At 32.5% G+C, this 12,970-nt stretch carries 12 protein-coding genes; 8 read left to right on the top strand and 4 right to left on the bottom strand.

The features are described from left to right. Positions 1 to 8: 8 nt before the first annotated feature. Both MMJJ_RS03010 and cfbD read right to left on the bottom strand, forming a co-directional pair. Complete coding sequence (locus MMJJ_RS03010) at positions 9 to 956, bottom strand: replication factor C small subunit (protein WP_104837625.1); 948 nt, start codon at positions 954 to 956, stop codon at positions 9 to 11. An 89-nt stretch (positions 957 to 1,045) separates the two neighbouring features. Beyond that, on the bottom strand, positions 1,046 to 2,146 hold the full coding sequence (cfbD, locus tag MMJJ_RS03005; protein WP_104837624.1) for a Ni-sirohydrochlorin a,c-diamide reductive cyclase catalytic subunit: 1,101 nt from the start codon (positions 2,144 to 2,146) through the stop codon (positions 1,046 to 1,048). A gap of 260 nt (positions 2,147 to 2,406) precedes the next feature. On the opposite strand from cfbD, the gene MMJJ_RS03000 reads away from it, so the two are divergent. The 3 genes from MMJJ_RS03000 to MMJJ_RS02990 all read left to right on the top strand — a co-directional run bounded on the left by MMJJ_RS03000 (position 2,407) and on the right by MMJJ_RS02990 (position 6,965). Continuing rightward, positions 2,407 to 2,700: a DUF211 domain-containing protein gene (locus tag MMJJ_RS03000; RefSeq protein ID WP_011170373.1), complete on the top strand. Its 294-nt coding sequence runs from the start codon at positions 2,407 to 2,409 to the stop codon at positions 2,698 to 2,700. 55 nt (positions 2,701 to 2,755) lie between these two features. Then, positions 2,756 to 3,454, top strand: coding sequence for a ribonuclease P protein component 3 (gene rnp3, locus MMJJ_RS02995; RefSeq protein ID WP_104837623.1), 699 nt, complete (start codon positions 2,756 to 2,758; stop codon positions 3,452 to 3,454). A 145-nt stretch (positions 3,455 to 3,599) separates the two neighbouring features. Further along, positions 3,600 to 6,965, top strand: a complete 3,366-nt coding sequence (locus MMJJ_RS02990) for a NosD domain-containing protein (RefSeq protein ID WP_104837622.1) — start codon at positions 3,600 to 3,602, stop codon at positions 6,963 to 6,965. A gap of 55 nt (positions 6,966 to 7,020) precedes the next feature. Here the strand turns inward: MMJJ_RS02990 and MMJJ_RS02985 are convergent, their stop codons facing one another. Beyond that, on the bottom strand, positions 7,021 to 8,322 hold the full coding sequence (locus tag MMJJ_RS02985) for an MBL fold metallo-hydrolase (protein WP_104837621.1): 1,302 nt from the start codon (positions 8,320 to 8,322) through the stop codon (positions 7,021 to 7,023). A 170-nt stretch (positions 8,323 to 8,492) separates the two neighbouring features. Between MMJJ_RS02985 and MMJJ_RS02980 the strand changes: the two genes are divergently transcribed. Both MMJJ_RS02980 and MMJJ_RS02975 read left to right on the top strand, forming a co-directional pair. Further along, a complete protein-coding gene (locus tag MMJJ_RS02980) occupies positions 8,493 to 9,254 on the top strand; it encodes a TatD family hydrolase (RefSeq protein WP_104837620.1) in 762 nt (253 codons plus the stop codon). Positions 9,255 to 9,272: 18 nt separating this feature from the next. Then, positions 9,273 to 9,767 carry a flavodoxin family protein gene (locus tag MMJJ_RS02975; protein WP_104837619.1) on the top strand — a complete coding sequence of 165 codons (495 nt, stop codon included), beginning with the start codon at positions 9,273 to 9,275 and terminating at the stop codon, positions 9,765 to 9,767. Positions 9,768 to 9,805: 38 nt separating this feature from the next. Here MMJJ_RS02975 and MMJJ_RS02970 read toward each other — a convergent pair whose 3' ends face one another. Continuing rightward, complete coding sequence (locus tag MMJJ_RS02970) at positions 9,806 to 10,054, bottom strand: DUF378 domain-containing protein (RefSeq protein WP_013998850.1); 249 nt, start codon at positions 10,052 to 10,054, stop codon at positions 9,806 to 9,808. Positions 10,055 to 10,320: 266 nt separating this feature from the next. Here MMJJ_RS02970 and MMJJ_RS02965 point away from each other — a divergent pair, with 266 nt between their 5' ends. From MMJJ_RS02965 to MMJJ_RS02955, 3 genes are read left to right on the top strand one after another with little or no spacing between them, the layout of a single operon-like run. After that, positions 10,321 to 10,926 (top strand): RimK-like ATPgrasp N-terminal domain-containing protein, encoded by a 606-nt coding sequence (locus MMJJ_RS02965; RefSeq protein ID WP_104837618.1) that lies wholly within the window; start codon positions 10,321 to 10,323, stop codon positions 10,924 to 10,926. Further along, positions 10,927 to 11,877, top strand: a complete 951-nt coding sequence (locus MMJJ_RS02960) for an ATP-grasp domain-containing protein (protein WP_104837617.1) — start codon at positions 10,927 to 10,929, stop codon at positions 11,875 to 11,877. After that, the gene (locus MMJJ_RS02955; protein ID WP_104837616.1) at positions 11,864 to 12,967 is read left to right on the top strand and encodes a glutamate-cysteine ligase family protein; all 1,104 of its coding nucleotides are present in this window, start codon (positions 11,864 to 11,866) and stop codon (positions 12,965 to 12,967) included. Before MMJJ_RS02960 ends, MMJJ_RS02955 begins: the two co-directional genes overlap by 14 nt. Positions 12,968 to 12,970 lie beyond the last annotated feature (3 nt).

Raw genomic sequence — 12,970 nt, 5'->3', positions numbered from 1 at the left:
AAAAAAGTTTATTCTAAAATTCCCATTTTTGCAAGGAGTGCACTTAACTGTATTCTTTCGTTTGAGCCTTCAACGATTCTAAAATCGCATTCTCCAATTGTTTCGACTAAATGTACTTTTTCTTTTTCAGAAATATCTAAATTTGGAACTTCCCTAAATACCTGAATTAATATGTCTTCACCACTCATTCCCCAGTCGATCATTAAGTTGTAGAGCTGTTCTCTTGCTTCAACGAATTTTCCATTTAATGCAAGTTGCGTCATTTTTTTAATTTCATCAGGTCTTGCTTTTGAAGCAACTTTATAAACTATTTCTTCGGTTATTTCATCAGAAACTGCAGCTGCGGTTTGTAAAACGTTAATTGCTTTTCTCATGTCTCCTTCTGAAACATAGATTATTGCATCGATCCCTCCTTTTTCAAGGTTTAAATTTTCTTTTTCAGAAATATCTTTTAAATTTTCAACTAAATCTTCAGTTTTTAACGGTGAAAATCTAAAGATTGCACATCTTGACTGAATTGGAGGAATAATTTTACTTGGGTAGTTACAGCTTAAAATAAACCTGCAGATATCGGAATATTTTTCCATGGTTCTTCTAAGCGCGTTTTGAGCATCTGAAGTTAAAGCATCACTTTCATCTAAAAATATGACTTTAAACGGTGCATCCCCGATAGGTTTTGTTCTTGCAAAGTCTTTTACTTTGGTTCTGATTACATCAATTCCTCTTTCATCGGAACTGTTTAATTCGAGAAAATTTTCTCTCCAAGTGTCGCCATATAAATCTTTTGCAAGAGCGAGTGCTGCCGTTGTTTTTCCAACTCCTGGGGATCCACTAAAGAGCAAGTGGGGCATTGACTTTTTTTCAACGTAATTTGTAAGTCTTTTGATAATTTCATGGTGCCCAACAACTTCGGAAAGTGTTTCTGGCCTGTATTTTTCAACCCATGGTTTTTGCATTATTTTCCCTCGTAAAAATGATAATATTAAATTCAATTAAAATATTTCCATGATTTTATTAATATTTGACTATTTAAAAAAGAAAATTTTTAGAATTTCATAAAACTCAAAATTTCTCCAAATCTTGATTTTACAATATTTTTCTTACCCAAAACCTTTGCATGGGCATCGAGTTCGATTATTCCATAACTATAAACTTCTTTTATTGGATGATAAAGCCTTGGGCCATCACTTATACCAACTGTTATTACATCGGGATTAATTTCTTTTAGATTTTCAATTAATAATGCATGAGGAACTCCTGACACAACAACAATATCTGGATTAATTTCTTTTAGGTAATCCAATGCTTTTTCACCAGTTATCGGGTATTCGTCAAGTCCGCCCGTGATGTAGTCTATTTTAAATCCGCATTTACTAAATTCTTCTAAAATATTTTTAGCGTCAGCCCTTACTTTATCAAAACCGATATTTTCATCGAGATTTGCAATATTGATGCATTTGAAATGTCTATTCATTTCTAAAAGTGGGTCTGAAAATAAATACGCAGTTTCTTTTTTCGCATTCAAAACACAGGCAATTTTTACATCTTTGCCCTTTTTTATTTTTGAATCTGTTTCTTTTAAAATATTCATAATTTTTTCAAGGTCGTCTTCATATGTTGGTTTTAAATACCTATTTTTTGCCATTCCTCGCTTTTTTTCAACGTCAGTTGCACAAACAAGCATTTTTTTCTGCCTTTCGTATTCGGAATAGTCAATTAACCCTGCATTTAGCGCGCCATCCATTGCCCTTATTGCACCAACCGTGTTATCAACAAGTCCGCTGTGAATGTCTACGGGAATTATTATATCCTCGAAGTCATCGACGAGGCTTTCAAGGTCTTCTCCAATGATCATGCTTGCGCAGGTTCCAACGATTCCAATTTTGTATTTTTCGCTTTTTGGAGTTTCTTTTTTTAAATATTCCAAAACTTCCGCTATTACATCTCTTAATTTATCCATTGCACCAAAAATAAAATCATTTTCACCCATTGCACTGGTAAAAACTCGTATTCCATCAATTTCAAGAAGTCTCGCAGTTCTAAAACAGCATCCACTTGGCCCGTGGAGAATAATCGCATCAACGCCGATATCCCTTAATTGGTACATTGCGGCCGCAATCGGGGAAGGTCTTGGATGTAAAATCATGATATCACTTTAAAGTGTGGTTTTTATTACTAATTTGATATTCTAAGATTTATTCTCAAATTTTAAAAAATTTCGAGGTTAAAATATTTGATGAGTTATAAATAAAAAGATATTAATTCGTAATATAAATTTGCACTACAAATAATATATAGAATATGAGGATACAACTATAAATATAAATAATAGCTCTTTTAAATTAGAGAGAAATGAAAACCCAAAATATCTCAAAAATAGCAGGTTGTATTTAGAGGAGGATATTTTTGACCAAGTTAAGGAGAATGGTTCTGGATGTTTTAAAAACACACGAGCCGAAATTAACCGATTTAGCAGTTAAATTATGTTCTGTAGATGGTATTGATGGTGTAAACGTAACAGTTTACGAAATAGACAAATCTACCGAAAATATTAAAATCACAATTGAAGGATTCAATCTTGACTACGATGCAATAAAAGCAATTATTGAATCCATGAACGGAGTAATCCACAGTATCGATGAGGTTGCAGCAGGTAAAAAGATCATCGACGAAGTAAAAACTCCACAAGATAGATACTAAGTTCTTTTTTAATTTTTTTATTTTATTACCAGTTAATTTAATTTCAGGGGATTTAATGCTTGAAGGAATTTTTGATATAAATCATATTTTTGACGAAGAAGGAATAAAAACGTTAAAACGATTTGGATGGGACGGTAGCGTTGCAGTTCAAAATCATAATGAATATTCTGAAGAAAAAATCAATACTGCAGTTGAATACGGGGAAAATTGCGAATTTAAAGTGTATTCTGGAGTAAAAATTTCAACAAAAAATCAAAATGAAATGGAAAAAGCGGTTAAAAAATATAGAAACAAAGTTGATATTTTACTTGTTGAAGGCGGGGATGTTAAAATAAACAGGAGAGTTCTTGAAATGAACGATGTTGATATTTTATCGACCCCCGAATTAAATAGAATGGATAATGGGCTTGACCACATCCTTGCAAGACTCGGCAGTACAAACCGAGTTGCGGTTGAATTAAATTTTGGAAATCTTTTAAAAAGCAAAAATTATGATAGATCAAAAATTCTTTGGGCATTTCAAAGGAACCTAAAGCTTGCTAAAAAATACGACACTCCGGTTGTAATTTCGAGCGGTGCAAACGATATTTATGGAATAAAGGCTCTAGGGGATTTGAGGGGATTTTTAAATACAATCGCTGATCCATTATATTCTAAAAAAATAATTGAGACAACGTCAAAAATCATTGATTACAGGCTTTATTTGAAAAATAAAAATGTTTTAATGCCTGGACTTGAAATTGTCGAAGAATAATCCTTTCTTTTTTTAAATTTTTTAAAATATCCTTCATTAACCAATTTTTCTTAATATTGACGTTAAAAATATAAATTAGAAAAATCATAACTCTCAAATATTTAACATATTTTTAGGCATGTATTAAAATGTTCGGGGTGAACACTTGATAAAAAAATGTTTATTATTTTTACTACTGCTTTTCGCGCTAGGGGGCGTTAATGCAGTGGATATTAATTATGATTTAGAGCAAAGCGATTTTGATTCAGGAACTGTGAGTATTTCTTATCCTGGAACTTATTATTTAACTGAAAATGTAAATATTACTGGATTAAACGGGATAAATATCACCGGAGAAAATATTACAATAGAGGGTAATGGATTTTCAATTAACGGTTCTGGAAGTGGAACCTATTTTATAAATGTTGAAAATTCCAAAAACATTACTATTCAAAACATAGCTTCGAATGGATTTTCTTACGGTGTTTATTTCCACGACACAGATTCATCAAAAGTGGAAAATTCAGTTATAAATTCTACGAGTATTGCAGTAGATATTGCAAATTCGTATGAACTCACGATTTTGAGAAATACGCTTACAGCTAACTCTTCTGTAGGCACTGTTTACTGTATTTACAGTTTAGACAGTATGATTAACACAACCATTATGGAAAATACAATTACAGGCACTACAGACGCTTTGACGGAAGCTTATGGTATTTATTCTTATATTCATATGATAAATAGTACAATTTCAGAAAATAACATTACAGCTAATTCTGCTTATCATTCTATTAGTTTTTACGTAGATGGGTATATTCAAGATAGCACAATTACTGGAAATAATATTACTGCCAATACCAATGGAGAGTATTCAGTAGGTCTTTGGGCGAAAGGGTATATTCAAGATAGCACAATTACTGGAAATATAATTAATACGGATGCTCCATCTAATTCTATGGGCATTTGCGTATACGATGACATAGTAAATACAAATATCTCAAAAAATGTAATATCTGCGATTTCTGAAGCAGTAGATACTTATGGGATTTATGATTATGGCAGCATATTAACTAGCACAATTACTGGAAATAACATTACAGTTAACTCTTCTAATAAGAATGCTTACGGTATTTATGCTTATGAAAATATTGCAACAAACACGATTTCAGGAAATACACTCAAAGGTGAAGGTGTTACTGAATCTTACGGTATATTCTGTAACGACGATTTTACCAACACAATAATGGCTAACAATACAATAACCTTAACCGGAAATAAGCCGTGCGGGTTATACCCCAATTCAGACTTTAACAATAATGAATTATATGGTAATAATTTCACAATCTCAGGTAGCCAAGCATTTGGTATTTATCTTTCTGGCGATTCTGGAAATTATGAATTCTACGATAACAATATTACTGTAGCTGGTGAAGGTTCTGAAGCAATTAAACTTTCTTACTGGTTATCTGGACCTAACTCAAATATTTATAGAAATAACATCACATCAGAGCAATCTTACGCAATAGATATTATACACTGTCAAGGCGTTAGATTCTACCAAAACAACATTGATGGATTAATAAACAACGGAACAAACAACTATTTTGTTTCAAGTGAAAATATAACTTATTATTACAATGGAAATCCATACTCGGGCGTTCTTGGAAACTACTGGGCTGGATATTTAGAAGCTGATACGAATGGTGACGGTATAATCGATACGCCATACACAGAAAACTATACAAACGATACAAAACCACTTGCTGGAATTTGGGGTGTAGATCTTACATCAAATGCTCCAAAAGTGGATTACAATGATGGAATGATCCATATTACTGAAGAAAACTTTACAAGCGTAAGTCCTTATACTGGAGGCGGTAGTGCATACGTCGTAATTACTACCCCGGGTTACTACATACTGGACTGCGATTATGTAAACGATTCATCAATTTATAAGTTTATAGTGATTGAATCTGATAATGTAACTTTTGATGGAAACAATCACTGGTTAAATAAGACTGGAGACTACGTAGTCTATTCAAATACTGAAAACATGCTTGAAAATGTAACTGTTAAAAATTTAATGACTTCAAGCAGTATTTACATAACAGCTTCAAATTCAAATGTATCTTCAAACACTGCACAGTATGTTGGAGTTTACGGGGAGTATAACACGATTTCTTCAAACACTGCGTATGATGTTGAAGTTAGCGGAGAATATAATACGATTTCCACCAATACTGTGGAAAATAGATTTTATTTAGCATATGACGATGGATTAAATAATTCAATAATATTCAATAACACGGTAAACTCTATTGAACTAATCGGAGACAATAATAAAATCTCATCAAACACTGTAGATTATATTGATATGGAGGGCGATTGGGAGTATCTTTCGAATAATAACACAATCTCATCAAACATAATAACTGATTATATTTACGTTTACGGAGATTACAACACACTCGCCAATAACACCGTGGAAGACGAGATATACACCTGCGGATTGTATACCATAATTTCATCCAACACTGTAACAAACTCAAGCGATTATGCAATCGATTTTGATGGGGAGGGTGAAGGAGCTTACGCAACAGTCTTCAACAACACTGTTCTTGCAAGTGAATATGGTATTCGTTTAGATGATTGTGATGAAGACTATTCAAATATCTCTTACAATACGGTCTATTCATCAGAATATCCTCTAATAATTGGCGATGAAGTCACAGGATGTAATATTTACTTAAACAACTTTATCTACACAGATACAGTAAATATTTCGGGCATAACTCCTGGAGAAACTGGAAAAAACAGTTTCTTAAGTCCTTTTAAAATTGAATATAAATACAACGGAAATAGTTACAGTAATTTCCTTGGAAACTACTGGTCTGATTACAGTGGAACAGACGCAGATGCAAATGGAATCGGGGATACTTATTATCTATATGGATGTGACGATGAGAGCGACTATTTAGAAAACGATACAGCACCATTAATTGGAATGTGGGGAATTGATCTTATTCCTTACACGCCAGTAACAACCCATACAACAAGATCTTCCGGTGGCGGTGGAAGAAGTTACGATTCAGATATTTCAGATGAAATAGACTCAAAAGTTATTAAAAACTTCGTTTCAAGTGCAACAGTGCTCTTTGGAAACGAAATCGATCAGCAATTTGCTGAAGAATTAAGAGAAAGAATACAAAATGCAGAAGGATTCAAAATTTCTGGAAATGCAGTAATTGTTGGCGGACCAAAAGCAAATCCATTTGCGAGAGAATACAACGATCAGTTTGAAATGCCAATTTCAAACGACTACCCTGGAGAAAACAAAGGGGTTATTCAAGTTATGACTATTCAGGACAATTCTGGAAAAATCGTTAAAAGCTACACTATTGTATATATTGCAGGTTCAGATAGATTAGGAACACAAGCTGCTTTAGAATACTTTAAAACTTTGGATGAACTTCCAGACGGACCAATCATGGTCGAATGGACCGCAAATGGGCCAGTAGTTGTTGAATAACTTAATTAAAAAAATATTTTCTTTTTTCTTTTTAAAAATTTAAAAAATAGTATGATTATTTTAAAAATTCAGTTAAATTTATTTTATCTCCTATTTTTGGAGTAAATACTCTATTTTCATTGAACCCTTCTAAAACGGCCCAATCTTTAAATACATTTACAACTTCTTCTTCACCGTGTTGGATTACGAGTACTTCAGGGTTTGCTTTTTTTACAATTTCCCTTAATTCGTCCATTTCACCATGTGCAGAAAATTGGTATGAAGCAATTTCTAATTTTGGCTCAATATCAAATTCGCCAATTTCAATTTTTCCGGTTTCAAGCAACTTTCTTCCAGCAGTTTCTTCAACCTGATATCCTGTGAATATTAATGAATTTTTTGGATCTTCCATAAATTCGTGTATGTATGGAATTATCGGCCCTCCTTCAAGCATTCCTGCCGTACTTACAATTATTCCACCGTTTTGTTTAATTTCTTTTATTATTTTTGGCCTGTCTTTTGATTCAACTTCTATTACATTTAAAAAGGCAGCTTTCAAATCGTCGGGGTGATTCAAAAATTTAGGGTACTGCAGCATTATTCTTGTAATTTTCCTTCCAAGGCCGTCAAAGTATACTGGAACTCCAAAATCATGTTTATTTAATATCATTAATATTTCTTGACTTCTATCGACCGCAAATACAGGAACTAGTGGAATTCCACCTCTTTCAAGAGTTTCTTTTATTTTGTTTATAAAATTTTTTTCTGCATCCGCCCTATTTTCCTGATTTTTATCACCATATGTTGATTCAACAATCAAACAAGCGATATCTTCTTTTGTGTATGACAGGTCCGCTCCTTTTACAAGGTCTGTATCGCTTACTTTGGTGTCTCCTGTATAAACTACTCGTTTTCCGCCGTAATTTAAGGATATTGTTGAACTTCCAGGAATGTGCCCTGCATTAAAAAATTCAAATTCAAAATCTTTGAAATCTTTTGGATGATTGTATCTAGCTTTTCTAAACAGATTTAATGATTTATTAACATCTGCTTTATCATAGGGGATATCCTGCCCTTCTGCACCTGCAATTTTAATGGAATCTCTTAATAATTCCTTAGATATTGCTTTTGTAACTTCTGTAGCATAAATTGCAGGAACCATACCTTTTCGGATAAGTAAGGGGATTCCGCCAGTGTGGTCGAGGTGAGCGTGTGACGCAAAGACACAGTCTGCATTTAAATTATCTAAAATCGGGTATTCTGATTCTTCAGGGGATAATTTTACCCCGCAGTCAAATAAAACTGTACTTTTTTCGGTTTTGAGTTCTACGCAACTTCTTCCAACTTCACAAGCACCGCCTCTAAAACAAAGTTCCATTCTACCGCCTCTCAAAATGAATACTGTCAATTATGTTTTATAAGGTATATAAAGGGGTAAAAACAAAATTAGAATAGAAATGTATTAAAATTATTGTTGTAGATAATTCAGGCTTAAAAATTATACTTTGTTTTAAATTTAAAATTAATAACTATCAAATGGGTGATTTAATGATTGATTCCCACGTACACGCCGATACAAGACCTTACGAAGATTTTGAATTGATGGCAACTGTTTTTGACTGCGTTATAACGCATGCACACGATCCTTTAAAAATGAGATCGTTTGATGTTGCGCTTGACTATTTCGACAAAATATTGGGCAATGAAATAGCAAAAGCGCGAAAAAACGGTTTAAAAATGAAAGCATGTATTGGAATTCACCCAAGAGCAATTCCTCCAAAAATCGATTACGATGTTTTGAAAGAATATTTGAAAAAAGAAAATGTCGTTGGTGTTGGGGAAATCGGGCTTGAAAAATGCAGTAAAGAAGAAATTGAAGTTTTTGAAAACCAAATAACCATTGCAAGAGAAATGAACCTTCCAGCAGTAGTTCACACTCCAAGAACTAACAAAGAAGCTGTAACAAAAAATATTATTGAAGTTCTCGATACTATGGATTTACCAATCGATTTTAAGAAAAAAATAATAATAGAACACGTTACAAAAGAAACTGTGCCAATAATCTGGGAAAATGATTATAAACTTGGAATTACTGTTCAGCCTCAAAAATTAACTCCAAATGATGCAGTTGAAATACTTGGGGAGTACTGTGAAAAGAGATTTTTATTAAATAGTGATAGTTCTTCGGCACCATCAGATATACTTGGAGTTCCAAAAACTGTTTTAAAATTAAAAATGGCAGGATTTGATGAAAAGGTAATAACTGCAGTTTCACATAATAATGCAGCAGATTTATTTAAAATTAACTAATTAAACGAGGGGAAATATATGGATGAAAAAAAACTTGTGATATACTACTCACTTTTTGAAAATACTGAGTATGTAGCAAATCTTATTTCAGAAAACACCGGGGCAGATTTGTTAAAAATTGAAACTGTAACAGAAATTCCAAAAAAAGGATTATCAATGTTTTTAGAACTTGGCAGATTTTTAATGTTTAAAAAAATGCCTGAAATAAAAGAAATATCCTTAAATCTGGACGAATACGACACAATATTTATTGGAACTCCCGTATGGGCTGGAAATATGGCCGCTCCTTTAAAGACCTTTTTTTCAAAATACAAATTCGCTGGAAAAAAAGTTGCGGTATTCTGTACTGCGGGAAAGACCATTGGAAGTACGCTTGAAAACATGAAAAAAGAGCTTGTTGATAATGAACTTATTGGTGGAACCGTATTTTTAGATGTTTTAAACCACAAGGCAGAAACTGAAAATTATGTAAAAGAATGGTTAACTACAATGTACCGTTCAAAAGAAGATTAACTCTTAAAAATTAAAAATAAATTATTTTAATATTTTTTTTAGGTTTTTGAAGCATAGTAAATCATGTATATTGCAGATAGTCCAACAAGAATATATAGAATTCTTGCAACTGACGGAAAACTTCCAAATACTACCTGAATAAGGTCTATATTAAAAGCTCCGACAAGCCCCCAGTTAAGTCCCCCAATTATTACCAAAACAATAGATACCCAATCTAACGCATCTTTTCTTGAGTGGGTTCGTGAGACAATACTGGGTCTTTTTTCAATATGATGTTCACCTTCCATAATACCCCCTCGATTTATGCATGGCTTTTTCGGCCTCAATATATTCTATTTTCAAAAGGGTTAATATACATTCACATGATTTTAACGTTTTTAGGCCGTTAATTTACAAAAAAACTGTTTTAAATCGATTTTTCAAATTACATAAATTTATATATTCTAATGTTGTAGGAATCATGATACTTCGATTATATTGTGGGGGAGTGTCGGGCCTTTAAAACAGCAATGAAGGTGAGTTTATTCCAAAAAAAGGGTTTTTTTTGAATAAAATGTCTCATACAACAATAAAAGACGGAATAGACTGTGTTATAAGCAAAGATTATTTTTACAAAACTGAAAGTTATTACAAACTGATATCAAAAGAGATATCTGGAAAAAATAAGGTTTTTCCAAGTAGTAACGATGTACTGGATGCATATATTGTTCCAGTAGCACTTACACGGGCAGAACTTGCAGGAATTCCTATTTTACAATGGGAAATATCTTCAGGCGACGTTCCAAATCCTTCAATCGTTTATTCAGTAAATTATTTTTCAGATCCTTCAACATATTATATCGTTAAAAATCGAGAAGAATCAAGAAAGATATCAAAACACGTAACAAATTGTGGAAAATATCCGTTATGCTACCAAAAAGTTCCCGAAAATTTTGAAATAGCTAATTTTTCAATATTTTTTGGGGAGGTATGCACGGAAAATGAAAATATAAAACAAATAGCAAATAAAATCTATCAAACTTTTAAAATACCGCTAATTAATGCGTTATTTGTAATTATTGACGATAAAATATTCCTTTCGTCGATATCCCCGGTAAATGTATCAAAACTTTCAAAAGAAGAAAAATCAATGATCGAAAAGACCTTGTTGGTGGATTAAATGGGAAAATTTGGAGTGTTTGTTGATAGACAAACCCTTAGTAGTTCAAATCAACTCCAATCTTTAATCAGATTCCGAGATATTGCAGAATCAATGGGCCATGAATTTTATTTTTTATTCCCAAACGAAATACACAAAATAAAAACACTGGACGGCCTTTTTATACGATCCAAAACTGACCCAATGAATATAAGCTACGTGGCATCCAGAATCGCAGAATTAAACGGCGTAAAAGTGATAGATGATTCAAAATCCATTCAAATATGTGCCGACAAGATAAACATGTATCTGCACATGATAAAAAATAACGTAACTCTTCCAAAAACTAAATTTTTAAGAAAATCTGAGAATAAACCTGAAAATTTAAAAGGAATTGTTGAAGAAATTGGACTGCCTTTAATTTTAAAAGAGCCATCGACTTCCTTTTCAATGCGGGTTGAAAAAGTAAACACTTTAGAAGAATTTTCAAAAGTAGCTTCTAGATTTTTGAGGCTTTCAGATGTATTGGTTGCACAAGAATTTGTAGAAACCCGATTTGACTGGAGAGTTGGAATTTTAAATGGCGAAGTAATTTATGCCTGCAAATACTTGATTCCAAAAGAGACCTTCAAAATACATGACTGCGTAGACGGGCACAGGGTATACTGTACCGTTGAAAGTGTAATGTTCGATGAAGTTCCAAACGAGGTTATAACAACAGCTTTAAAAGCTGCAAATGCAGTTGGAACTGGTCTTTACGGTGTTGATTTAAAAGAAAATGCTGGAAACGTTTATGTAATTGAGGTAAATGATAACCCATCTCTTGAAACAACAGAAGATGAATTTTACCCTGAAGCGTATTCTAAAATTGTATCGTATATTATGAATGATTCGAGGCAGAAATTTTCAGACGGAAAAATGAAGTTTTCAGAAGTAATCGATCCAGATGGTGTAGCAAATGATAGGAACTGAACACGAATATTCCATCAACAATCCCGATTTAAAAGCAATGCCAGTTTCCGATTTAATAATTGAAGAAATTTCTGGAAAAATACAGAATGAATTTTCTTTTGGAACTGTCGGCATTTCAAAGGAATTACAAAAACACGTAATAGAATTTAAACCAATTAGTCCTTCAGAAAGTATTTCAAATCTTGAAAATCAGATTTTTAAGGGTTTAAAAAGTTTTTACGAAAAGACCAATAATAAATACAAATTGATAGGGCTTGGAATGAACCCTATTTTAAATTTATCAGAAACTTCATTTTGGAACCACGATGAAAGGGAAGTTTTCGATACATACGATAGAGTATTTAACTTAAGACAGCACGGTTGGATGAATATTCAGGCCTTACAGGTAAATATAGAATATTCAACCGAAGATGACCTCGTTAGAAAGCACAACAAGCTTCGAACGATTTTACCCTACCTTGTAGCAGTAACTGCATCCTCCCCGATAGTCGAAGGAAAAGTTACAGGATATATGGACAACCGGCTTTTGTATTACAAACAAAACCAGAAAGAAATTCCCGAAATCTGCGGAAATTTAATACCTGAAAAACTTGAAAAATCTTCTGATTATGAAAAACTCCTTGAAAAAATGTACGTAGAACTTAGAAAAAAAGATGCAGAAGTTTTATGTGAAGAATGGGTAAATTCAAGGGCTTTAATTATAAGGCGTGAAAGAAAATGTGTTGAAATAAAAATAATGGATGAACAGGAATCCATTTATGCAGATATGGCTTTTTCAGCATTTATAAACTGTCTTTTAAGAATTAATGATTTAAAAGTAGCAGAAGACGATGAAACAATAATTGAATTAACAAATATTGCAATAAAATCAGGAACAAAGAAATTAAAAGCAGAATTAGAATCCCTCTATAAAAAAGCATTTTCCGTTGCAACTAATGAAGAAAAAGCTTATTTAATCCATATTCAAAACAGGATTCAAAACGGGAATCTTTCAGAAGTTATTCTTAAAAAATATAATTCCGAAAAAGATATTTCAAAAATATTAAATGAAGCAGAAATCTGTTTAAGGGAAAATAAAACAATGTTTTAACTT

The organism is Methanococcus maripaludis, from assembly GCF_002945325.1.
GTDB lineage: Archaea > AGJL01 > Methanococci > Methanococcales > Methanococcaceae > Methanococcus > Methanococcus maripaludis.
The sequence above is the reverse complement of the archived record's forward strand: the minus strand, read 5'-3'. Positions and strand labels throughout refer to the sequence as shown.